This window comes from Clostridium sp. SM-530-WT-3G (assembly GCF_012843905.1).
Lineage (GTDB): Bacteria > Bacillota > Clostridia > Clostridiales > Clostridiaceae > Clostridium.
In genome coordinates this window covers 65,304-90,781 of the sequence record NZ_JABAGC010000001.1, presented here as the reverse complement: position 1 = coordinate 90,781, position 25,478 = coordinate 65,304, and the positions used below count along the sequence as shown (strand labels likewise).

The window sequence follows — 25,478 nt, the reverse complement described above, 5'->3', positions numbered from 1 at the left end:
CCCTTTATTCATCATTTAAGCTGATTAGTTTTTCATAAAGTTCTTCTCTGGTTGCATCAGGATTTAATTCTTTTAATGAATCAATCATTGCATCAGAAATTGCGCCTCTATCTTTTCCATCATCTAAATCTCTCTTTATATAATTAGTCATATCAGACATATCAGTTATATTATGCTTTTTAAAATTATCTATATATGCCTTTACTTCTTGTCCATCCATTTTTAAATCAGCAACAGTTCTCCAGAAGTCTGCAGGCATATTCATTCCATATTTCTCTTCCATTCCTTTAACGTATATTGATGAACCTATTGCTGCATATTTTACTTTATCTTCATCACTTAAATTTTCTAATTTTTCTTTATCAATTTGTACTTCATTTCTTAAATATTCTATATATTTTTCTGTACTTTCAAACTGTTCTGGTTTTCTCTCTGCTTCTTCTGCTTTCATACCAAGTTCTTCAGGTGTTTCTTCTTTATCTTTTAATCCTAACATTTCAGCAATTGTAGATATTATACCACCTATAACTTTAATACCTATAAGAATCTCTGGCAATCCTAAACCAATTAATGGACTAACGATACCAGTTGCAAGGGATGCTATTCCACTTGCTCCAGAAAATAAAGCACCTCCTATTGCACTACAAGCACTACTTATTCCTGAACATATTGCACTACCAACGCTACTTAGCGCACTTCCTATATTACTAAGAATACCCATTATTTTTCCTCCTTTAACATAAAATCTTTATATATTTGGCTATTTCTTCAAATGTTAATTTATTTTCAGAATATCCGGTTATAAATTCTTTTAATTTTTCCAATACATCTTTATCGTCTTTTTTATATCTGCCTTTACCTTCTGGCTTTTTTGAATAGTAAGCATTAGCTATGTACTTTGCGATTATATCACATCCATATCTATGAATATAATCTCTAATTAACTTCATACTTTTTTCATCTTTTTTTCCTCTAATAGAATCTTCGAAAAATGTAATTATTCTTGTATCTCTAAAAACTTCAATAATACTTCTAAATTCATCTAAAGTAGGTTTACTGTCAAGGAATTGTATACCTTCTATTACCCCACTTTTATAATTATCCATATAGTATTCATACACAATATTTTGAAGCTCTTCATCTTCTATTCTTTCTTCACTTGTTGTATTTGTAATATTATCTATTTGAACTTGAACTGCCTTAGAAAAACCTTGAGTAAATACAATTGCTCTTCCAGTGTCTAGATTTGATAAAAATTCTTTCTGGTCCTTATCAAGTACAATCGTATTACCAATAGCATCCTTATCATCCTGTGCAAAAATCTTATGTACTATTTTAGTATTTGTATTCTTTAATACTTCTGGTGTAAGTTTATTAGGAATCTGATCTACTATAATAAGACTTTCACCATATTTTCTTATTTCAGCAAGCATATCTGCAAATGTTTCAACACCTTGCTTTTTATTTGGGCTGTCTCCAGGAGAAAACTTGCTTAATAACCTGTGAGCTTCTTCAACTAAAGTAATATGATTGAATGTGCCTTGTTTTTTAAACTTAGCTTTTATTGCTTCCATTAGATTAGTTAATACAAATCCCATAACAAGTGACTTTTCGCTTGCACTTCTTATTTCTTCAAATTCTAATACTATACGTTTATCCAGCAATTGTTCAAAATTAATTGATCTCTTAGTATTAAGCATAAGGCCTTTAGAGCCTACAAGAAGCCCTTGAAGTCTTGCTTTTATAGAACCAATATAATCATTTTTTAATCTCTCATCAAACCCTTGCTGTTTTACAACAACGTCAACTTTGGCAATTAAATCTGATAAAGTAGGAAATGCATATACTCCATCTCCAAATGGATCTTCAAACATATAATTTCTGTTTGTAGCAATATCCCATCCATAGTCCTCATAACATGCATAAATTGCACTTTCAATTATCTGAGGTATAGCTGCTTCCATATCAAAAGAAGCTTCAATACTTGCCTTTATCATATCAACCCTTGATGTAATACTTTCGTGTGCAAAAAATTCAAATGGATTTAATCTGAAAGGTGTAACGAAGTCTTTACCAAGCGTAAATACCATAAGGTCATCAAACTGCTTTGTAAGTATTCTATATTCAGTTTTTGCTGGTTCAATAATAAGAAATGGAAGATTACTATCTATTAAAATTTTCTGACAAGTTGTTGTCTTACCACTTCCTGTTACTCCAGTAATAAATATATGTTTATCTAGATTTTTCTTATCAATACATACATTTATTTTATCTATTATATTACCGCTTTGTACAAGTTTTCCAAGTTCAATTTTATCTTTTTCTTTAATATCACTTTTAAAATTAAGTCCAAATTCAACTTCTTCTTTTAAACTCAATCCTACAACTTCTTTTTGCGGAAGTCCTGCAATCATACTTAATTCGTTTGTTGTAATCCAGTTTCCTTGATAAAATTCTTTATTTGAATTTACAAATTGTGATAAAGCTGATCTTGCCATAAGTTCATTATCATTTGTATCCTTTGAAACTTTTCCAAATGGAACTTGGAAGTTTTTCAAGAATTTTACTGTATCTGAATTGTTATTATTAATTACTGAATATACCTTTAGCGGAACTTTGTTTCCTGTTTCTCCTGAATATAGTGACATAGCAGTATTCTCTAATTTCTTCAAACTTGCTTTATTATCAGAAAGAAGAAATGAAGATGTTACAAAAATTCCTTTTCCTGCTCCATAATCCAAACGTGGAATAATTACATCATCAAAGTATTTTATCCAGTCTTGAGCTTCCTTATCTACAAACTCTAAAGTGGTACTAAATGAAGATGATTCTCCAGTATTACTTCCTTCTGTAACATTTTCATTTATACTTTCATTAACTGAATTTCCTTGGGTTGTCGATGTACTCCATGTACTACCTGATGATGATGTTTTACTATGACTCGATCCTTCTGAACCACTTTTTCCTGTAGATGTTGAGTTTGAAGATGACCCACTTGAAGAACTACTGTTTGTTCCTGTACTTTTAGTTGTTCCATTACTTAATCCCTCACTCTTAGAACCACCACTTTGTTTTGCTTCAGAATAAGTTTTACCATTAGATTTTGATGTTCCCTTTGATGTACTCTTACTTGAACCAGTATTTTTTGATGAACCATTTTGCTGACTTTTTTTAGAAAGCGGTGCTATTTGTGAATACAACTTGTAAAGATTTTTTTCTATCTTATTAATATCACTTCCTGTTAATGGCTTAGCAATTATCATAAATCCAAAATTATCTCCAAGCATTACATCAACTAATCTATCTGCACATTGAAATTTTTCAGAATCTTTTGTGCTACCAGGAACTCCTTCTAGAACACTATAATATTTCATATTATTAATCTTATCTATAATTCTATCTTTTAATTCTGGAGCTACATATTTAGTTTTACTTCCTCTAAAGTTTCCTTTAATACTTGGTTCTAATATATATTTACCAATATCATTAATGCTTAGTTCCATGTTTTCATAAGATGATAAATCTTTAGCAACTCCATAGTAAAAATGAACTCCGCTTTCATCACCAAGTATAAGATATATAAAATTAATACCGCTTATTTTCATTGCACTTAATACATTTTCAAGTGCTTCTTTTCTTGGAGCTTTATCCTCAAAAGATACTTCTTCAATATGATATAATGCAAGTTCTCTTGGAAGTATGTTTTGAACAGCAGCAAATGCTTTTTTGTTATTATCACTTAAATATAGGTCATCTGCATTTCTTAAGAAATCTATTGCAAATTTTTCTTTTGTCAAAGTAATTCTCCCTACTTTAATTCAACTCTTGTAATTATATTATTGATATTATTAGATTCAATCTCATCTTCTGTTGCTGCAACATATTCAATTACTGATGGTTCAATAATTCTCATATATACATAAGCATTCTCATCAGCTTCATCGATTCTTCCGCTCTTTTTAGATATATCTTTAATAGGAAGGCTGTTTGTTGTTGCTTCAGGAAGATTAGTATAATAAAACTCAAAATCTTCTTTTTCAGCACTAATGAATTTAACCCATTTATTATATTCTGTATCTCTTTCGATAATTGTTTTAAACTTCTTCTTTCTATTTCTTCCTATATAATAATTAAACTTAATTTCATCACTACTTCCTTTTTCAGAAACAACCTTAATTACTCCACCATCTCGTCCTTCAACAAGTCCATATGCTACTCCAGTTTTACCTGTAGGAGATGTTATATCATTTTCATCTACTTCAATACCATTTTTCTTTTGAATTTCTATGGCTTCTTTTGTCCCTAGTGGAGGATATAAAGAGAAATATTGTTCATCTGTATTATTTTTTTCATTTAATGCAGTAGTAATTTCTTTTATATACTTTGAGAATATATCAGCAACAATTGGAGATTTACTTGAATTTCCTGCAAGGAATATAACAATCTTATTTAAATTCTGAGTTTCTTCTGCTTTAAATGTAAACTTTAATGCTTCAAAGAAATTCTTTATTCCTTTTTCAATTCTTTCGTATAAGATTTTTTCAAGCTCTTCCCTTGATATTTCTAACTCAAAGTTGAGTTTAGGCTCTCCATTTTTATCAAATAGATTTACTTTAATTATTCCACTATCATATAATTTTTCGTATCCTTCATGTCTTTCCCATAATGGTCTTAACTTTTCCATAAGCTGCTTTATATTTAGTTTTGCTTCTTGTGAATCAATTATAAGAACTTCACTACCAGCAAATTTTTTGCATTCAGCAGGTTTTACAAACGAAATTTTCGCTTCTCTTAACTTATCTTGATTTGCTTTAAATACTTCAAACGATAAAAGTTCAAGAAGATTTTCTCCACCAAGGAACTGATCTCCACCTGCTCCAAAATGATTTATTACATAATCATAACGGCTTTCCTTATCTTCATCTGCACTTCTCCATATTCCGAAATCAAAATCAGTAGTACCTCCTCCGAAATCGAATATTCCATAAAAGACTTTTTCATCATCTTCTGGATCAAATCCATATTGTTCTAATGCACATATAGCATATGCAGCTGGTTCACTTGGACCTTGTTCTACTCTAAATTTCTTCATAGCCTCTTCATCATGAAGTACATAAACTGGTAATGATTTTTTTAATCCTCTTTTAAAGCTGTTAATAATTTTTTCACGTACTTTCATTTCATAAGTAACAGGGAATGATAATAGATAGTGCATATAAATTCCATTATGCATATTATTTATATAAAGACCTATGTAATATGCGTAAATTTCAATAGGATCAAATTCCCCATCTTTAATATCAACATAAGCTGGAAGTAGTCTTTCATTTCCATTCTTATCTTTAATCTTTACTTGTCTTCTATTATCGCCAGCCCATTGTTTTAAATCATTAAAATATGAATAATAGTTATCACTTTGGCTTGCAATCAAGCTGTTAAATGCTGTATGTGAAACAGTAATATCTTCCCATAATGTATTAGGTCTTCCTTCTTTATTTTTATATCTATCGCAAAAAGATTCTAAATTTATAAATTCCATTACAGTAGGGTTTTCATAATGCTTTGCTTCTGCTTTTTTACTATACTGTCCCATTCCCACACGCATAGGTTGAGTATTATCATCACCATCTTGATAAACAACAATAGTACTCTTTGTACCAAAATCTATTCCTATAAGTCCATCTTCCTTTATGTCTACAAGAGGGTTTCTGCCTACAAAATTAGTATCATAATGTACCTTTATATCATTACTACTATCATTTTCCCATAAGTCCCAATGACCTAAGTTTGGGTCTTCAAGTCTTTTTATATCATATGGTTCAATATCTGCTCTTACCTTCTCACAATTTAAAAGTTCATCAGCTAATATTTGTCTTGTTTCATCTGGTAATTCAAGTTTGTTATTTTTTATATGATTAATAATATCTTCTTTTTTAAATGAAATCCCATTTAAGCTATCTATCTTATTCTCCATAACAGCATTCTTAAAACTATCAGTATATGTAAATGTTGTATCTGAATCAGAATATTTAATATAGTCTTTATCAGTATAATCGCTTATTATATTTAGCATTTCTTTTGACTTATTTGATAATTTTTCTGGCTGTAACTCATTTAATATAAATTTCATTATATTGTTTAATATATTATTTAATCTAAATATAGGGATATTGATAGAAGGATTGCTAATATATCTACCAAAAACTCCCGAACCTTCATTGAATTTATGTCCATTACTATGAATATATTGATAATAACCATTGCCTTCAAATGAAAAACACGCATTAGAAAATGTTCCATTTTTTATTCTAATATTATTCCCATCACAAAAAATACTTTTATTGTTAAAAATATTACGTAATTCTGGTAAAGAAGGTAATTTTCCTTTAAATCCTTGAAAAACATTTTGAAAGTCATCAGTATTAAAGTTGAAGTAAGTAGATGACCTTGAACATTCAAATTTCCTTAAATCTGGTATCAATAAATCTAAACTAGCTATGTAGTAAATTTCCTTATCTTTAATCTTAATCCAATTATCTTCAAATAATGCTTTTAATTCGTCATTTAACATATTAAATTTACTAAATGCGTCATTAATTCTTTTTTCTCTTTCACTATCTAATAATAATCTTAATAAATCTTCATTTATAGATATATCATTTATATTTTCGGTTATAAGCTTTCTGCGATTAGTATCTTCTGTATTACTTTTAACACTGTTTTGAGCATTATCACTCATATTGTTCTTTTTATTCATAATTCTATGTATCTCCTAATTAAATTCTACTGTAGTTATATTACTCATATAGTTATTATTTTTAATATCATCTTCAGTTGAAACTACATATTCAATAGCTGATGGTGATACTGCTCTTATGTAAATTGAAGCATTATCATCTATCACATCAATTCTGCATATTTTTTTGCTAATATTCTTTATTGAAAGCTGATTACTTGTAGCCTCTGGTAGATCTGTATAATAAATTTCAAAATCTTCAACCTTTGCATGTCTGAATCTAACCCATTTGTTATATTCTATATTTCTATCCATAATAACTTTAAACATCTTCTTTGAATTACGCCCAATGTAATAATTAAATTTAATTTCTTCATCTGAGTTTTGCTCTGAAATTATATTAATTATAGAACCTGGTCTTCCATCAATAAGACCAAAAGCTACTCCAGTTTTTCCGGTAGGTCTGCCAATGTTATCTCTTTATTTTAATCCAGTCATTTTTTGTTATTTTAATCAAATTATTTTCCAGCTTTTTATATGGCTCTGCAAATATGTTTTCTATAATTTGCTTTTTTCCTGTTCTACTAAATTATTCAGGAACTTTTTACTTATACTTATTTCACTAATACTTTTTGTATACATTTTATTTATATCCTCACAATTGATTTCTGAATTATTTTATTTGTGCGTATATTCTTATAGCCGTTAAGCATGACTTTTGTAATATTTCCGGCAACCCTGCTTTCAGCTCCTCGTGTGTGAAGGTCCTCATCAAATTCATCACCAATATTCACATTCATTAATTCATATAAATTCTGAACCTGGTTGTATTTTTCAAAAAGATAATTAAATGTAGAAATCAGCATGTTAAGTTCATCCTCATTGTATTCATTTAACTTATAGCTGATAAACTGCCATAGAGCTTCAAGATTGTCCCATTGTACCCCGGAACATAAGAACAGTTCACTGTTATCAGCTTTAATAACATTACTTAGATTATCTTTGATTTCATCTCTAAGAGATAAGAAATTATTATAAATATCATCTAAATTCTTATATGTTTTTTTGTAAATGTCTAATTCATCGTTTAACTTATTATACTCATTATTTATGATACTGTACTGATTTTTAATTTTAGAATTTTCTTCAGCTATATCGGTGTATTTCTTCTGTCCTTTTTCATATTTATTTTTATATTCTAAATTCTTTTCTTTAAGGTCTTCTACACAAATCTTATATTGAACTAACTGTTCATTTAATTCATTTGTTAAGTTTATGTATGTATTTAATTTTTCTTTATATTCATTATTTTCATTAATATATTTTTCAATATCAACTGTATCTTCTTTAATTTCAGATACATTCTCTTTAATCTCATAATTAGAATTTTCTTCTTTTACTGAAGGTTTCTTTTTATTTTCATCAATTATATTTACAATTTCTTTTTTTACTGCATCATTTTTCAGTGCATATAGAATCATATCAATAATTTCTTCATTCATCATCTATTCTCCTAAAATTGTTATTTAAGTTTCTATCTCAAAGTACTTATAAAACTAATATGATAATATAAATTATATCTAGTATTCTTAAGATAAACTTCTTATTATATGTCTTTTATTACTGCTTATACAAATTTATTAATAAATTCATGCTGTGTTTAGACATCACTCTACATAAAATATTACTACATTTTTCATAATAACTCAAATTTAACTATAAAATCTCTGTGAAATATAATTCAAAATTCGACATTGTTTTGTTACATTTTTAAGAAAATATTCATTTAGATTGATATTTATATGTTTTTTATTAATATAGTTACTAATATTGGATAATACGAAAAAGAGCATTGCCAATTTTGGCAACACTCTTAATTAAAGTTATTTTATATTTACATTTTTCTACCCAAGCATATCAAAGAAGCTTACCTGATCACTTTGTTGCATTCCTTGTAAGCATCCAAATTTTCTTAGAAGTTCTGTTGCAGCATCACCTATTTTTGCACGTTTCTTTAAGTTATCTATTGAACTTATTGGTGTTATATCATGTACTGCTTTATAAATTGATTCTGCAGCCACATTACCCATACCTGCTATACTATTTAAAGGTGGTCTTATCCCCTCTTCTTCTACTTTAAATTTAGTTGCATCTGATTTATATAAATCTATTGGAAGGAACTTTAATCCTCTTTCGTACATTTCTAGTACAAGTTCCATATCATCATAAGTATCTTTATCTTTAGGTGCTGCATTATTTCCCATAGCAGCTATTTCTCTCATTTTTTCTTTAACCTTTTCTTTGCCAAATATCATATATTCTGCATCAAAGGCTTTTGCTCTTATTGAGAAATATGCTGCATAATATGCTTTTGGTATATGAACCTTGAACCATGCAATTCTAAATGCCATCATTACATAGGCTGCTGCATGGGCCTTAGGGAACATGTACTTGATTTTCTTACAGCTTTCAATATACCATTCTGGTACATCATGTTCTCTCATAAGCGCTTCATATTCTGCCCACTTTTCTGGGTTTTTTAATGCCTGACCTTTACGGACTGTTTCCATTATTTTAAATGATGTATCTTTTGGAAGTCCCATTTTGATTAAATAAACCATAATATCATCTCTACAACATACGGCATCAGATATACTTGTAATTACTCCATTATCTATTAAATCCTTAGCATTTCCAAGCCAAACGTCTGTACCATGGGATAAACCTGATATACAAAGTAAATCGGCAAACTGCTTTGGCATAGTATCAAGAAGCATTCCTCTGGCAAATTTTGTTCCAAATTCAGGAATGCCATAAGTTCCAACTTTTGAATTAATTTGTTCTGGAGTTACACCTAGTGCATCAGTTGAATTAAATATAGACATTGTCTCTTTATCATCTAATGGAATTTCCTGTGGATTAACTCCTGTTATATCTTGAAGCATTCTAATTACAGTAGGATCATCATGGCCCAGTATATCAAGCTTAAGTAAGTTTGAATCAATTGAGTGGTAATCAAAATGCGTTGTTATAATATCTGATTCTGGGTCATCTGCTGGATGCTGCACTGGACAGAATTCAAATATTTCACGTCCTTTTGGTACAACTATAATACCACCTGGATGCTGACCTGTTGTTCTTTTAATTCCTGTACATCCTTTTGCTATTCTCATAGTTTCAGCTCTATTTATAGGCATATTGTGTTCTTCATAATATTTTTTAACATATCCAAAGGCTGTTTTTTCAGCAACTGTACCTATAGTACCAGCTTTGAATGTAGTTCCTTTACCAAATATTACTTCTGTATATTTGTGAGCCTTAGCTTGATATTCACCTGAGAAGTTTAAGTCGATATCAGGTTCCTTATCACCATTAAATCCAAGAAAGGTTTCAAACGGGATATCCATTCCATCCTTACCTAAATCCTCACCGCATACTGGACATTTTTTATCTGGTAAGTCAAATCCATTACTTACTTTGTAATCAGTAAAATCTGAATATTTACACTTCTTACATCTGTAATGAGGCTGAAGGGCATTAACTTCTGTAATACCTGTCATATAAGCAACAAGTGATGACCCTACGGAACCTCTGGAACCAACTAAGTATCCGTCCTCATTTGATTTCCATACAAGCTTCTGAGCAATGATATACATAACTGAGAAACCATTTTTTATAATAGAATCAAGTTCTCTATCAAGTCTTTCCTGTACAATTTCAGGTAGTGGATCTCCATAAAGTTCATGTGCCTTACCATATGCAATATCCTTTATTGTCTGTTCACACCCTTCAATATGAGGAGGACATTTTTCAGGTGAAATAGGACTTATCTGCTCACACATATCTGAAATCTTATTTGTATTAGTAACAACTACTTCATAAGCCTTTTCTTTACCAAGATAATCAAATTCCTTAAGCATTTCTTCTGTAGTTCTTAAATATAAAGGAGCCTGATCATCTGCATCCTTAAATCCTTGACCAGCTTCAAGAATTCTTCTATATATTTCGTCTTCTGGGTCCATAAAGTGAACATCACCAGTAGCTACTACAAGTTTATTTTGCTTTTCAGCTATACTTATAATCTTCTTATTGATTTCCTTTAGATATTCTTTATCTGGAACCATACCATTTCTAACTAAGTAATCATTATTTCCTAATGGTTGTATTTCAAGATAATCATAATCTGCTGCTATCTGTTCTACTACTTCATCAGGTTTACCAAGAAGTATTGCTTGGTATAATTCACCTTCACTACATGCACTTCCTAATATAAGACCTTCACTATATTTCTTATACATGCTCTTAAGTATTCTTGGTTTCTTATAGAAGTAATCTAAGTGAGAATATGAAATCAGCTTATAAAGGTTCTTAAGTCCAACATAATCCTTAGCTAAAATAATAGCATGATGTGTCTTTAACTTTTTGTATTGAACCTTCTTAGATTCTTCATCTGCAGCAAGTTCATCAATATCAGCTAAAGTAACTGCGCCTCTTTCCTTAAGCATATCTAGCATGATTTTGAATACTTTAACTGTTGTATCAACATCATCTAAAGCTCTATGAGCAACTTCAACTTTTATATTTAAGTTCTTAGCAATTCTTCCAAGCTTATATGTTTTATATTCTGGAAATAAATCTTGTGCTAATGGCAATGTATCAATATAAGTAAAGTCAAAGTCATAACCAAGTTCCTTCGCATAATGCTTTAAGAAGTTAATATCAAAATCAGCATTGTGAGCCACAAGTACACTTCCTTTAATAAATTCAAGCATTTTAGGGAATACTTTATCTATTGTTTCAGCATCACGAACCATATCGTCAGTTATATTTGTAACTTCTACAACTCTTTGAGGTATAGGTTTTTCTGGATTTACAAATGTACTAAATGAATCTATTACCTTACCATCTTGTACTTTCATAATTCCTATTTCAGTTATTTTTTCAAGTTTTGGTGAGAAACCTGTAGTTTCAAGGTCTAGTACACAATAAGTTGTATCTATACTTTGACCTTTATCATTAGTAACATTAGGCTTTTTATCTGGAGCTAAATATGCTTCTACTCCGTATATTACCTTCATATCAGGATTATCACGTCCAAGAAGTTTATGAGCTTCTGGGAAAGCTTGAACTATACCATGGTCTGTAATAGCAATTGACTTCATGCCCCATTTCATAGCTCTCTTTATAAGATCTTTAGCACTTGTCATTGCATCCATCATGCTCATCTTTGTATGCATATGAAGTTCAACTCTCTTAACCTCAGCATCATCTTTTCTATCAGCTTTTTTAAGACCATCAGTTTCTATTAAAGTATTTGCAATTATTTCAACTTCATTAGAAAATTTACTGTATCCTGCATTACCAAATATTCTTAAACCTTTTGCTTTTTTAATTCTTCCAATTGCTTCTTCAGCCTCCTCAGGTTTTAAGAATGATTTACAACATATAGAACTAGTTCCATCATATAAATCATAAGAAACGAGAATCTTACCACTTCTAAGTTCCTTAGTTTCTATATTTGAAATTTCTCCAGTAATATGAACAGCACCTTCATTAGGAGTTATATCTACTACTTTAACTATAGGATCCTTAATATTTATATTTCTACCTAAAATCAAACTAGGATCTTTTTCTTTTTTATTTCTTACAGGCTTTCCTATATCAGCTTTAAATCCAACAGGAGGATTACTATTACTTGCAGTTGCATTAGAGCCACCTGAATTAGAATTACTATTTTGTGAACTGCCAGCACTTGAGGTTTGTGAACTTCCATTGCCACGATTTCTAAGATTTTCTTTTATTGTTTCTTGAAGCATTTCCATCTTCTTTTTATGCTGACTTTCATGAAGCTTTTCAATTTCTTCACCAGTTATGCTATCTTCAAAATTTACAGCATAAGTAATTCCATATACATTTCTAATAGCATCACTAATTTCCTTATCAAATTTTAAATCTTTAAAAACTCGTGAAACTACCATATTAAATTTAAAATCTATGGATTTTTCTTTTATTTCATAGGTACAGTTTGATAAAGCCCCCTTAAATATAGGATGTTTTAATGTAAAAGAATTTAAAATACTATCCAACTCTTCATGTAAAGATTTTTTCTCTACGTCATCACTATAATTTATAAGAAGTTTTGAATCATTTAAGTAAAATCTTTCTTTTATAAAGTTATTAAATCTTTCTATTTCCAATATTTCAATATACTCATTTGAAGTAATTTTAAGCTCAAGAATTTTACTTTTCTTTCTTAAAACAACGCCATCAACAATGGCATTTATCAGGGTGCCATCAATATCATATTCATAATCACTAAAAACTTCATTTAGTTTTTTCATTCAACCAACCTTTCTGAAAGTTTTCATATTATATTGTTTCACAAAAGGATTAATTACATTATTTTATTGTTATAAATAACATAGTATAATCTTTTTGCATTATTCTATTATATTCATTAATATAGATATTGCAATATATAAAAAAACAAGTATATAGATGTTTGATTTGAAAAAATATCTATATACTTATGTTATCTCTTACTTTAATATATTTTCTATCTTATTAACTTACGATATATATTATAGAGAATTATTATAAATTGCAATATATATTATACATGAATTTTATAGATTACAGTAAGTTAATTTTTCCCTTAATAGAATTTATATAATTAATATCTTCTTCAGGCATACAGTTTATATATTTTAAAAATTCTTCATGCCATGGTTTATTAAATCCATATTCATCTATATACTTTAGAAGGAGTATAATCTGCATTTTTGAAAGCTTTGGTTTATCTTTTGAATTTTTATGTTCTATATTTTTAATATATATAATTATCAGCTTTTTTTGCGAGTATACCACCATATTTATTGATAATACAAATTTTTTATTATATTCTTAATATATATTAATCATTCATATACACTTGTATATACTTTTATAAACAATAGGAGGAACATAATTTGAGTAAGTACAAAGGAATAATTTTTGCAATTCTTTCATCTATATCCTATGCTATTATGCCTGTTTTTGCAAAGATTGCATATAATAATGGTTCAACCCCAACAACAACTCTTTTCTTTAGATTTCTTATTACAGCAATAGTACTATTTTTATATACTGTTGTAAGAAAAGAAAACATCAAGGTCAGTAAAAAACAATTTCTAATATTATTTTTTACAGGATTTATAGGATATACTCTTACAACAGAGCTATTATTTTTATCATATGATTATCTTAGCATAGGACTAGCTACAACTCTTCATTATATTTATCCAGCTGTAGTATGTATATTAAGTTATTTTATATTAAAAGAAAAAATCACATTGTATAAGATAATCTCACTTTGTTTATCGTTGCTTGGTGTGTATAGTCTTATAGCTTTTGAGAACACAACATTAAATACTTTTGGTATAATAATTGCTTTACTTTCAGGCATATGTTATGCAACTAATGTAATAGGATTATCATTAAAATCAATAAAAAATTTAAGTAGTATTGTTATTACAATGTTTATTTCTTTAGGTGCATCAGCTGGTCTTTTACTTTATGGTTTTATAACAAAAGATCTTGTTTTCACCTTTAATAGTCAGATAATTTTTTCATATGTTGGTTTATCTATAATATCAACAATTTTTTCAATTTTATTTCTTATTTATGCAATAGAACTTATTGGTTCTACTTCTGCTTCAATTTTAGGTACATTTGAAGCCGTGTTAAGTATAATTTTTGGAATAATATTTTTAAACGAAAGTGTATCAATTCCACTTATATGTGGATGTGCTCTAATTGTAACTTCAACTATAGTTCTTACAAAAGATAAGTCACTTAACAGTAATTAGTTATTTATTCTACAATTCAACATGTTGAAGAAAATCATATAAGCCGTATTTTTATGAACATACGGCTTATATGATTTTCTAGTAAATTCAATATCAAATAATTCATAAAAGTATATTCTTTTATAAATTAGTTGATATTGATACATATAAAAAATATAATTACAACTCACTATATGCACTTATATTCTTAATTTAAAATATAATTAATCTAATACACAGTCCTTAACTTCAACATTTATATCTTCAAATTGTCCTAAAATTTTACCTTTAATTTTTACTTCTTCACCTTTAGCTAAATTAGATAACTTATCAACTTCACTTTGATCATTAAATAAACATTTTATTTTTACTGCACTGAATGGATCATCCGAATCTAAAATAACATATGCTTTTTCTTTATCAGTTCCTATATCAGTAATTACACCTTTTATAGTTTCTACCTTATCCTTATAAAGTTTATCTGCTTCTTCTTGATCCGCGTTATATGCAGAAGCTAACTTATGTGCAGAAATTATATCTGAATCTTTATCTTCCTTAGAAACTTCTTTGTCAGATTGTGTATCTGTTGTAGTAGCAGATTCTTTTACTTCTGTAGATGATGTAGAAGCTTTAGTATCACTTGATGAGTTAGGTGTCTGACTTATTGGAACAACAATGCTTACGATAGACAATATGATAATTAGAATAATAACAATAGTAATTGTTCTATGTTTATCAAAAAAGTCTACTTGAACTTTTCCACAATGTGGACATTCTTTTGCTCCTTTATCTATTTCTTTACCACAATTCTTACAAGCTTTCTTGCCTTTATCTTTCATAGTGTTCCTCCATATTATTTATAGTTGAATTATTTCGGCTTCATTCTAACATATGGTTCAACACGTTTCAACAAACACAAAACGTTTAGCATTTTGTATTTGTTAGTTTTTTAGTAAATTTTATATAATAACTTAACAATTGTTAAAAGTTTTTTGATGCTTTTATAGTTAACAGCTATTATATATTTAATTTTCTTAAAATATTTTTATTTATTAAAAGAAGCTAAATGCTTTTAAATTTGTTTAGTAAATAAGCCTGCTCCTGGAATTATATCTTCGTTTCTAAATAATCTATTAACAATCTCTTTATATTCATCAATATTTTGCGATTTTTTCAATGCAATATTATATTCCTTGCTATTAGAAAATATATGAATCATATATGACCATATTTCCTTTAGTTTAAAAAGAATACCGCGTTCATTATTATAAATTTCCAAGTGACGCTCTAGCAGTTTATCATGGAATTTTCTAATTTTTTCCTTAGATACAGTTTTATTATTTTTAATTTCATATAGAATTCCTGGGTTTGCTATTATTCCTCTTCCAAGCATAAATTTATCTGTATGAGTATTTTTTAATTGTTTATTATGTACTTCACAATCTTCTTTAATATTACAGTTTAATTGCTCTAGTAGATTCGTATAGTCAGATTTTGTAAAAATATCTCCATTATAACAAATACTATTTTTACTATTTTCTATTGCATATTTAAACATGTCTCTATGTATTGTTTTACCATAAAAATCTTTTTGAGTTCTTGGATGTATTATAAGCTCTTCAATGGGATAGTTATTATATATTTCAAGAAGTCTTATAAACTCTTCTGAATTATCTCTTCCAAGTCTTGTTTTTACTGAAACTTTCATATTATCTTTGGCAGCCGAGTTATATATTTTCTCTAAAAATACGTTAAGTTCATCTGGAAATGCTAGAAAACCAGAACCACGGTTTTTATTTACCACTGTAGTTGATGGACACCCTAAGTTAAGATTAATTTCATTATAACCAAGCTTTTTCATTTTGTTCATAGTTAAGATAAAACCATCTGCATTATTAGTTAATATCTGAGGAATTAGATGTACATCTTGATTATTTTCAGGAAGTATATCAAAAAATTCCTTTGTTCTTAAACTCCTACTTTCATTGGGAACTACAAAAGGTGCAAAATACTTATCTATATTATTGAAAACTTCAGCATATGTGTTTCTATATATAAATCCTGTAATACCTTCAAGGGGTGCTAAGTAAAATTTCATGTTATTCATATCTCCTATCATATGTTATATAGAGATTATATTAGAAATGTTTTATCAATTCAAATTTGCAAAAATATTTAATCTAAATTTGTATTAAAAGATTAACTTTCATTTTTTAAGCATATATACAATTTAATCAAGACGCAGGATTTGAAATAGTCTTAGGTGATAATCTTCATGCAGACCCTTTGAATTATTTTATTGCAGCGAGAAAAAAATTATAAATGAAATATAATTTTTAAAATAATCCTATAGAGCAGACAAAATTAAAAAGTCTACTCTATAGGGTTTTTGCTCAAAATATAATTTTATTTTACCCATGCTCCACTATTATCAAAGTAATATCCATTAATTGTTGTGTCTTTTGCCATAGCACCAGTAGCAGTAAGATAATACCACTTACCTTCACTAAATATCCATTTTGATTTAACCATAGCACCCTTGCTTCCATCAGTGTTTGGATTAAAATAAAGCCATGAATTTCTTAATGGAACATACATCCATCCTGTAATCAGTTCACCATCTTGATTGAATATATAATCATCCCCATCTATCTCTATAATATCGTTGCTACACATTTTACCGTCGTCACCAAAATAATACCAATTATATCCACTAAAATACCATTGATTTCTATACATATTACATAAATCATCTGCATAGTACCAATGTCCATCAATATAATTCCAGCCTGGATTTAATGATTGAATAGCTTCAAAGGTAATATCACTTCCATTTATTTTAGCATCTATAGGAAATGTATCACTACCTATTGTCATACCTTGTAAATTAATATTTATATTTGTTATATTAGAACAATTTTTAAATGCATTATCTCCTATTGATACTACATTGTCAGGTATAGATATTTCCGTAAGACTAGTGCATCCATAAAATGCAGAATTACCTATTATATTAAGCTTAGATTTTAATTTTACATTTGCTAACTTATCACAGTATTGAAATGCACAATCACCAATTGATTCAAGAGATTCCGGAAGTTCTATTTCTTTTAAATTAAAGCACCTTGAAAAAGCTTCTTGGCCAATAGTCTCTACTCCATCCTCAATAGTAATATCACTTAAATTACAATCATTAAATGCATATTGGGAAATAACTTTTACACTACCTGGAATATTTACTTTAGTTAAATTTTTACATTGAGTAAATGCACTCATTCCTATTTCTGTTACTCCATCTGGAATTTCTACAGCTGTAATTTTATCATTACACCCAAATGCATCACTAGCAATTTTATTTACATTAGAAGGAATTTTCACTTGACCTTCTGCATCCTTTCCACTTATCAAAACACCATTTTCTATAATCATACCATCAATATTTGTAGTTGAACTGCTTTGTTCTACCACTTCATTCTGCTCTGATAAATCTGCTGCAGATACATAACTTAAACAACCAGCATATAAAAACATATTAATAATTATTCCTGTAGCTAGGATTCCGAATATATTTTTATTTCTTCTTATCATAACATGCCTCCCAAATTAGTAATCCCTTTTTACTTATATTGATTATCCAGTTATTAAATCCCCCATTCATAAGGCTCTTTGCACTATATTTAAACTTTTACAAATAACACATCAATATTTCAAAGTCACTTTTAATAAAGATCAATGAATTCTGTACCTTTATAATTTTGATTCATAAGACTACTTTTAATTATAAAACTCAACATAATAATTATACCAAATATTTCAAGTTAATAAAAATGTTTAACATTACAATAATTTTTCAATATTTATTATTCTATCTGCCCTCAGGAATGTTACATAAAATATTATATTGCCATTTGTGGCAACGCTGCTGATAATATGATTTATAAAAAAACAGAAGACCAATTTTACAGCCTTCTGTTTTTAGAAAATACATTTATCATACATAAAAACAAAAGCTGAAAGCAGATACATTGTGCTTTCAGCTTTACTAATAACCATTATAATCATAAATCAAAAATTTAATACAAGTTAATCTTATAAGTATATTTTATAAATTCTAAGCAATACAATCTGTATATTAATATTACATAATTAAAATCTATATGCTATGCTAAAAAAGCATAAAAATATACTGTGACTTTAATATCTATTGCTATAGGGATTTCAGCTAAGTATCTTTAAGTTAATATATATAGTAATATACCTTAAACTACTTAGAATCACTTCCAACATATATAGAATTAATTATACAAAATAACTTGTTATTAAACTTTAATCCTCAAAAAAAGGATGATTTATGATTACGCTCCTCACAATGCATCTATAATTAACATTGATTGGAGCAGATGCAATAGTTAATATTCTTCTTTTACACATACAAATCATCCCTTTCTCTAATAATTTACTTTTATTGTATGCTCGAATACATTAAATGTCAACATCATTTAACCAATAATATCATCACTTGTTATTCTAAGAACTTCTTTCTTTTCATTAAGATTATCACTGATTACTCTAGATGCCTGTTTCATCTTTATACTTTCAAATAATTTTCTTACATATCTTCCATTACCAAAATTCTTATCCTTATTTTTAACAGCTTCCTTTAATACTTCTTTAAGCTCTTTATATGCATTATGTGATATTGTGTATTTTTCTTTCTTACATAATTTCTTAAATATTGATAACAACTCATCTTCGTTATAATCATTAAACTCTACATTAAAATTAATTCTACTTTCAAAACCAGGATTTAAATCTAGTAAATCCTTCATTTCATCTTTATAACCGGCCATAATAACAACAAGTTTATCTCGATTATCTTCCATTTCCTTTATTAATGTGGCAATAGCTTCTTTTCCAAAGTCATTTTGACCACCATTATTTAAGCTATATGCTTCATCTATAAATAAAATCCCGCCATAAGCTTCTTTAATCTTTTCTTCAGTTTTTATAGCAGTTTGTCCTACATACTGGCCAACTAAATCAGCTCTTGTAACTTCTATCATATGACCTTTTTTTAGAATACCCATATTCTTCAAAATCTTTCCTATAAGTCTTGCAACAGTTGTTTTTCCTGTGCCTGGATTACCAGTAAAAATCATATTTAAAGAAATATCTTCAGTTTGTATACCCATTTTTTTCTTTTTATGATTAAATTCTAATGTATTTAATATTCCTTTAACCACGTCTTTTACATTTTCAAGACCAATAAGTTTATCTAGTTCATTAATGTAATACTCAGAATTTTCTTTTGCAGTAAATGATAAATCAACGCAAAAATCTTCATTTGATAATGTTGTAAGTTCTTCTACTGGAACGTCCTTATCACCTATTCTAAATGCCTTTTCTCTTATAGCATCTTCTATTATATTTCTAGCACATCTGGCATTTGCAAAATTTTCATCTACTTTTTCAATATTAAGTTTTTTAAGAAAAGCTTTCTGTCCATCTTCATTAATCTCATATTTCTCTTCTTTAGCCATATTCATTCCAATATCTAAAAGTTCTTCATCTGTATAATCTTCAAAATTAACTTCCAGATTAATTCTGCTTTTAAGACCTGGATTAAGCTTCATAAGCTTATTCATTTCCTTAGTATACCCAGCTAATATAACAGTAAAGCTTCCACGATTATCCTCCATGGCCTTTAATAATGTTTCAATTGCCTCTTTTCCATAATCATTGGAGTCTTGTCCACCTTTAGCCAATGTATAAGCTTCATCTATAAATAAAATGCCTCCCATTGCTTTGTTAATAGCCTTTTTAGTAAGCTTTGCTGTTTCTCCTATAAATTTTCCTACAATATCACTTCTATCAACTTCAACTAACTGTCCTTTTTCTAGTATTCCAAGATAATAAAAAATATCACCAATAAGTCTTGCAACAGTTGTCTTTCCAGTCCCTGGGTTACCCAAAAAAGCAAAGTGATAGCTTTTTATAGATTCATTACTTAAACCTAATATCTTATTTCTATTCTTTTCATATTTTATATATTTAACTATCTTATTAACTTCTTTCTTGACACTTTCCAATCCAGTAAGGCTGTTAAGCTTATTTAAAGCCTCTTCTAATGATAATGTTTTATGAAAATCCTTTTCTATCTTCTCAGAAATTTTTCTTTTAACTGAAAATCTTTTATTTCCTGTTATTGATTCATTAATTTCATTTTTTATATTCTCTTTTTCACTTTCATCTTTATTTGTAGAAGACTCCTCTACATTATGGGGATTAGCTTCAATATAATTAATTATTTTATCTATACTATCTAATGTTGAATTTCCAAATAAATTATTACTTATAGGTTTTATAATGTCCTTATGATTGTCCTCTAACCTTTTGTCTTGATCCTTTGCTTCTTTATTTGATACCACAGCATTTTCTTTAAATCCGCTACTATTAGTTGTCATAAACTTTTCATGTATCTTTTTTGCAATTCTTGTAGCATTTTCAATAACATATCCTGTTTCATGATTTATAATAGTGTTTTTGCACTCTTTAAGGCATGAAGTATAATCTTGCAGCAAAAATAAGACCTTTATAATATCTAAAGTCAAATCTTCATCTTTGCCTAAGCTTCTTACTCTGTATAATATATTTAAAGTATCCTTTTCATCTAATCCCATAGATATATATATTTTGCTTAAAAGCCTTACAGCATTAAAATTATTATTATCTATTTCTACAGCTATAACTGCATAAGATAAGGATTCTTCAAAATTATTTCTTAAGAATTCAATTCTTCCTAGTGTAACTATAGCATCAACATCATTATTATCTATTTCATACGCTTTCCATGCATAATTATAGGAGCTTTCTAAATCATTCATCATAAAAAAGCAGCAGCTTATTAAACTTAAGTGTTCATTTTTTAATTCATCCAGTTTCATGGCTTTTTTAAAAGTTTCCGTAGCTTTTACATATTCCTTGCAATTAAAATATGTTAGTGCAAGAAGGTAGTGTAATCCAGGATGGTCTGGAAAACATTTTATCGAATTTTTTAATATAGATGTTGAGCAATTATAATATTGAAAATTATTATATTTTTCTATTTCACCTCTAAATTTCATAAATTGATTGATGTCAAATAAATCTGTATACTTCATCCTTCTACCTTCCTACTAAAACATATATATAAAGTATCAATGTTCTACATACATTTCAATAAATTAACACTTATAATTTTCCTGTTATAAGATTATAACATAAATATTTAACAAAATTAACTAATAATTTAAATGATAAAATCTGCTTCCAATAAAATAAAAATAGATCTTATTGAAAACAGATTTATGAATTTCTTATTTATAATTTTCTACAATATTAATCAATATTTAAACATCTTATATACATATAAGCTGCTTTTCTATCAAAATTAATTACTTTGCCTAAAATACCATAAACTTATCTTATTTACACATAAGTTACTTCTCTATCTAAGTGGCTAGTATCATTTAGTCCCCAAATAGATGGTTCCATATTTTTATTAAATGTTATTGTATTTATGCATGTATTTCCAAGAGCTATCTTATGATACATAGTCATATCCCATCCAAATAACCCAATAATTCCAGCTTTAATTATACCTCCATGGGCTACAATTGCAATTTTATGGCCTTTATGTTTCTCTGCAATATCCATAATACATTTTTTAGATCTAATTGATGCATTTAAAAGACTTGCATCTCCCCCACAAAATTTTGCTTCTACCTTATCAGTTCTCCATGCTTTAAATACTTCTGGATACTTTTCTTTAATTCCTTTTATAGTAAGGCCTTCCCATTCTCCAAAATTAATTTCCCTTATATCTTGTGCTATTCTTACTTCCTTATCAAAGCCAGAAGAAATAATTTCTGCTGTTTTATATGCTCGTACAAGTGGACTTGCATATATATAATCAAAATTTCCATTTAATCTATCTCTTAATAATTCAGCTTGTCTTTCTCCCTCTTCTGATAATGCAATGTCTGTACCCCCTTGGAATTTGCCCAATATATTCCATGGTGTTTCTCCATGTCTTATTAATAATACTGTTGTTTTCATATGTGCTTCCCTCATCCTCTAACTAATCTAATACTTAATATTGTACCACAATATAGAAATTAATTATAATCATATCTAGTCTAATAATCCTAAATTATCTTTATTAGTCTTAATCTTATTAATAAATAAATTAAAAGTATTAGATAACTTACTGCTCATCTTATTTTTCTTTTGATCATTTAATTTTATTTTATTCATTATTGTATTATACTTTTCTAAAATATCATCAATCAATTCAACATATGCTTTATTAGAATGAGTTTCTTCAACATTTATGAAATTTCCCCATAGCAAAAGTGGTATCATAACCATTTGTAATACAGAATAACTTAAAGCCACAGTTTCCTTAGTTTTAAAATATCGTCCATATACCAATAGTATAAAAATACTCCCTAATATATTTAATGCTTTATCACTACTGTCTTTATTACATATAAGGGATTCTATAGCACTAATAATACCATCAGTTGTGAGGGATTTTAATTCCAATGGTAAATCTGAAATAAGTGAAGTTGTAAAGTCATTTATTATCTTTGAAAAAATACTTCTTTTAGTTTCTTCTTTTAATTTTCCATTTTCATCTATTAATATATTAGCTCTATGATAATATAATGGATTAATCTGAAAGTCAGTTTTTAAATAATGATTTTCACCTGCTATAGTATAAAAAAGGCAATTAACATAATCGTACTTAGAATTAATTCCTATTATCTTTTCTTTATTATTTTCTATTTCACTTTTATATTTTTCAATAAATTCCTTTGAAAATCCTTGTCCATTTATAGATATGCACTTATGAATTTTAGGACATCTTACAGTAACATACTGTGCCTTGTTTCCACCTTTAGAATGACCAGATACTATTATATTTTTATAATTTAACTTATTAATATAATCCAATGCATATATCTGCTGCTTAGTATCATATTCATATGCTCCCTGTCCATTATCTTCCCATTCCTTAATTGTAGTTGTGCCTCTAAATACCACATAAGCTGTCTCATTATCCACAACAAAGCACGCAGCTCTCATTCCACTAACATCATTTTCAAGATTTTCAACAATAATATCCTTCATGTTCTCATCTTTTAAAATGAGGTACATTATATTAACCCATTCATCTCTTGTAAGAGCACCAATACAGTTTGACATTTTTTCAATAATAATATCTAAATTGTTGTCACTTAAAACATCATCAATAATGGAAAATAAATTATTATTTTTATCTGTATCCCACTCTAAGTATATAAAATTATTAAGCAAAATAAGTTCATCATAATCTAAACTCTTCATTTTACATCCCTTACTTATGATTTGTTCTTATAATAACTTATTCAAAATATATATAATAAGTACTGAATTATAAAAAAAGATTTTTGCTATTAATAAGTTTATGTTTGGGTTAATTTTAAAAATAAATTGTTCTAAATGAAATTATATGTACATTAATACTAAATAATTAATATTGAGTAATTCTATCCACCGATTTAAAACCTGATGCCTTTTGATTCCTCATATTACATATAAAATTATCTAATACAAAAGTAGGCTCCATAGATTTTAAATTCAACTTTTCTAAAGTAGCTCTATCAAATACTACAGATAAAATAGTTATATCTTTATATGTACCAGTTTTATATTCCTTTACATTATCTACAGCATGTACAACAACTTTATCAACAGGTAATAAATTCATTACTTTTTTAGCTATCATAATTGTGGCACTACAAACATAATCTTGAACATTATCATAATATGAAGCTACATCGCTTTTTTGTTTAACCAACTTTCCATTATTATCTTCAACATACATAATTGTAGGAACTACCATTTTTGAATTTGCATTAAATTCTATTTCAATGGAATCCTTGTGATTGGTACCAAATTCAATCTTACTTCCATAATTAACAAGCTTATTAAAAGGTCTAAGATCATCAATTAATTGAAAATATGAGTCTATATCTCCTTCTAATATATTGTTACTGAATTTTTTAATTTTCATATATTCCTCAAAAGTTTTTCTGTCTTCTTCCTGAGCTAGTCCTATTTTTTCATAAAGCTTTTTCTTTTTCGTTTTTCCTAGAAATTTAAATGTTTTTTCTAAAAAGTTTGGTTCGTAATTTTCAAATTCCTCTTCAGCTTTTTGTTTTTTAGGACCATTATTTTCATCTTCAAAGGGTTCTTTAATTTGAGATAAAGTATTCCAATTTATTTTTTCATTACAATTTATATGCATGCTTGTTATTTCATCTAATAGATTCTCAAGCTCCTCTGGAGAATTTATATTCTTTACATTCAATGATGTTTTATCATTATCATAATCAAACTCATCACCAAGCTTTATGTAATTACTTAATACATTTATTAGTTTACTATCTCCAAAATCTATTCCCACACCTTTTTTATCAAGTTCAAGCCTATGATCCTTATCAATTTTAAAACATCTTTTGACTCTTAACGACATCATAACCTCCCATAATATAACCTTGTTTTTAACATTTGTTTTATATCTATTATAATTTTTATGATAATTATCTGTCAAACTCAAATTTACCACTTCAAACCAAAATCACATTTCAATGATATATTTAATATTGTATTTTTACCTCCAAAAGTCTTATGAAAAAAGCTTTATTAAAAATAAGTCTAAAAAAATATAGGATATAACAGTGCTCTATACTATCTATCCTATATCTACATTGCTATATTTAATTTTTTATACATAAGATTTTTTGCAAATTATAAGTTATACTATTAAATACCTTATTTATAAGTACATTTATTTTAATATCCCCAAATACTTTTTAGAATTTAATTAT

Annotated in this window: 15 protein-coding genes; 1 reads left to right on the top strand and 14 read right to left on the bottom strand. The window is 27.7% G+C overall.

Annotated elements, in window-relative coordinates:
• Positions 1-4: 4 nt before the first annotated feature.
• From HF850_RS00410 to HF850_RS00380, 7 genes are all read right to left on the bottom strand, one after another.
• A complete protein-coding gene (locus HF850_RS00410; RefSeq protein ID WP_169103504.1) occupies positions 5-721 on the bottom strand; it encodes a hypothetical protein in 717 nt (238 codons plus the stop codon).
• 13 nt (positions 722-734) lie between these two features.
• On the bottom strand, positions 735-3,797 hold the full coding sequence (locus HF850_RS00405; protein WP_169103503.1) for an ATP-binding protein: 3,063 nt from the start codon (positions 3,795-3,797) through the stop codon (positions 735-737).
• A gap of 11 nt (positions 3,798-3,808) precedes the next feature.
• On the bottom strand, positions 3,809-6,757 hold the full coding sequence (locus tag HF850_RS00400; protein WP_169103502.1) for a hypothetical protein: 2,949 nt from the start codon (positions 6,755-6,757) through the stop codon (positions 3,809-3,811).
• Between the two features lie 15 nt (positions 6,758-6,772).
• The gene (locus HF850_RS00395) at positions 6,773-7,051 is read right to left on the bottom strand and encodes a hypothetical protein (protein WP_169103501.1); all 279 of its coding nucleotides are present in this window, start codon (positions 7,049-7,051) and stop codon (positions 6,773-6,775) included.
• Between the two features lie 332 nt (positions 7,052-7,383).
• Positions 7,384-8,238: a hypothetical protein gene (locus HF850_RS00390; protein ID WP_169103500.1), complete on the bottom strand. Its 855-nt coding sequence runs from the start codon at positions 8,236-8,238 to the stop codon at positions 7,384-7,386.
• Between the two features lie 402 nt (positions 8,239-8,640).
• Positions 8,641-13,077, bottom strand: coding sequence for a DNA polymerase III subunit alpha (gene polC, locus HF850_RS00385; protein ID WP_169103499.1), 4,437 nt, complete (start codon positions 13,075-13,077; stop codon positions 8,641-8,643).
• A 292-nt stretch (positions 13,078-13,369) separates the two neighbouring features.
• A complete protein-coding gene (locus HF850_RS00380; RefSeq protein ID WP_169103498.1) occupies positions 13,370-13,606 on the bottom strand; it encodes a hypothetical protein in 237 nt (78 codons plus the stop codon).
• A 98-nt stretch (positions 13,607-13,704) separates the two neighbouring features.
• Here HF850_RS00380 and HF850_RS00375 point away from each other — a divergent pair, with 98 nt between their 5' ends.
• Complete coding sequence (locus HF850_RS00375; protein ID WP_169103497.1) at positions 13,705-14,583, top strand: DMT family transporter; 879 nt, start codon at positions 13,705-13,707, stop codon at positions 14,581-14,583.
• 203 nt (positions 14,584-14,786) lie between these two features.
• Here the strand turns inward: HF850_RS00375 and HF850_RS00370 are convergent, their stop codons facing one another.
• From HF850_RS00370 to HF850_RS00340, 7 genes are all read right to left on the bottom strand, one after another.
• Entirely contained in the window at positions 14,787-15,401 is a 615-nt protein-coding gene (locus HF850_RS00370) for a zinc-ribbon domain-containing protein (RefSeq protein ID WP_169103496.1), read from the bottom strand.
• Between the two features lie 233 nt (positions 15,402-15,634).
• On the bottom strand, positions 15,635-16,660 hold the full coding sequence (locus tag HF850_RS00365; RefSeq protein ID WP_169103495.1) for a tRNA-dihydrouridine synthase family protein: 1,026 nt from the start codon (positions 16,658-16,660) through the stop codon (positions 15,635-15,637).
• Positions 16,661-16,968: 308 nt separating this feature from the next.
• Positions 16,969-18,150 (bottom strand): leucine-rich repeat domain-containing protein, encoded by a 1,182-nt coding sequence (locus HF850_RS00360; RefSeq protein WP_169103601.1) that lies wholly within the window; start codon positions 18,148-18,150, stop codon positions 16,969-16,971.
• Between the two features lie 911 nt (positions 18,151-19,061).
• Entirely contained in the window at positions 19,062-21,722 is a 2,661-nt protein-coding gene (locus tag HF850_RS00355; protein WP_169103494.1) for an AAA family ATPase, read from the bottom strand.
• A gap of 307 nt (positions 21,723-22,029) precedes the next feature.
• A complete protein-coding gene (locus HF850_RS00350) occupies positions 22,030-22,659 on the bottom strand; it encodes a histidine phosphatase family protein (RefSeq protein WP_169103493.1) in 630 nt (209 codons plus the stop codon).
• A 75-nt stretch (positions 22,660-22,734) separates the two neighbouring features.
• Complete coding sequence (locus HF850_RS00345) at positions 22,735-23,952, bottom strand: Mbeg1-like protein (RefSeq protein ID WP_169103492.1); 1,218 nt, start codon at positions 23,950-23,952, stop codon at positions 22,735-22,737.
• A 166-nt stretch (positions 23,953-24,118) separates the two neighbouring features.
• A complete protein-coding gene (locus HF850_RS00340) occupies positions 24,119-25,126 on the bottom strand; it encodes a hypothetical protein (protein ID WP_169103491.1) in 1,008 nt (335 codons plus the stop codon).
• Between the last annotated feature and the right edge of the window lie 352 nt (positions 25,127-25,478).

What these genes read in the sequence shown, in the direction of transcription:
- HF850_RS00410 (WP_169103504.1), bottom strand. Translation starts at nt 721, where the DNA reads ATGGGTATTCTTAGTAATATAGGAAGTGCGCTAAGTAGCGTTGGTAGT.
- HF850_RS00400 (WP_169103502.1), bottom strand. Translation starts at nt 6,757, where the DNA reads ATGAATAAAAAGAACAATATGAGTGATAATGCTCAAAACAGTGTTAAA.
- HF850_RS00395 (WP_169103501.1), bottom strand. Translation starts at nt 7,051, where the DNA reads ATGGATAGAAATATAGAATATAACAAATGGGTTAGATTCAGACATGCA.
- HF850_RS00390 (WP_169103500.1), bottom strand. Translation starts at nt 8,238, where the DNA reads ATGAATGAAGAAATTATTGATATGATTCTATATGCACTGAAAAATGAT.
- polC (WP_169103499.1), bottom strand. Translation starts at nt 13,077, where the DNA reads ATGAAAAAACTAAATGAAGTTTTTAGTGATTATGAATATGATATTGAT.
- HF850_RS00380 (WP_169103498.1), bottom strand. Translation starts at nt 13,606, where the DNA reads ATGGTGGTATACTCGCAAAAAAAGCTGATAATTATATATATTAAAAAT.
- HF850_RS00370 (WP_169103496.1), bottom strand. Translation starts at nt 15,401, where the DNA reads ATGAAAGATAAAGGCAAGAAAGCTTGTAAGAATTGTGGTAAAGAAATA.
- HF850_RS00365 (WP_169103495.1), bottom strand. Translation starts at nt 16,660, where the DNA reads ATGAAATTTTACTTAGCACCCCTTGAAGGTATTACAGGATTTATATAT.
- HF850_RS00360 (WP_169103601.1), bottom strand. Translation starts at nt 18,150, where the DNA reads ATGATAAGAAGAAATAAAAATATATTCGGAATCCTAGCTACAGGAATA.
- HF850_RS00355 (WP_169103494.1), bottom strand. Translation starts at nt 21,722, where the DNA reads ATGAAGTATACAGATTTATTTGACATCAATCAATTTATGAAATTTAGA.
- HF850_RS00350 (WP_169103493.1), bottom strand. Translation starts at nt 22,659, where the DNA reads ATGAAAACAACAGTATTATTAATAAGACATGGAGAAACACCATGGAAT.
- HF850_RS00345 (WP_169103492.1), bottom strand. Translation starts at nt 23,952, where the DNA reads ATGAAGAGTTTAGATTATGATGAACTTATTTTGCTTAATAATTTTATA.
- HF850_RS00340 (WP_169103491.1), bottom strand. Translation starts at nt 25,126, where the DNA reads ATGATGTCGTTAAGAGTCAAAAGATGTTTTAAAATTGATAAGGATCAT.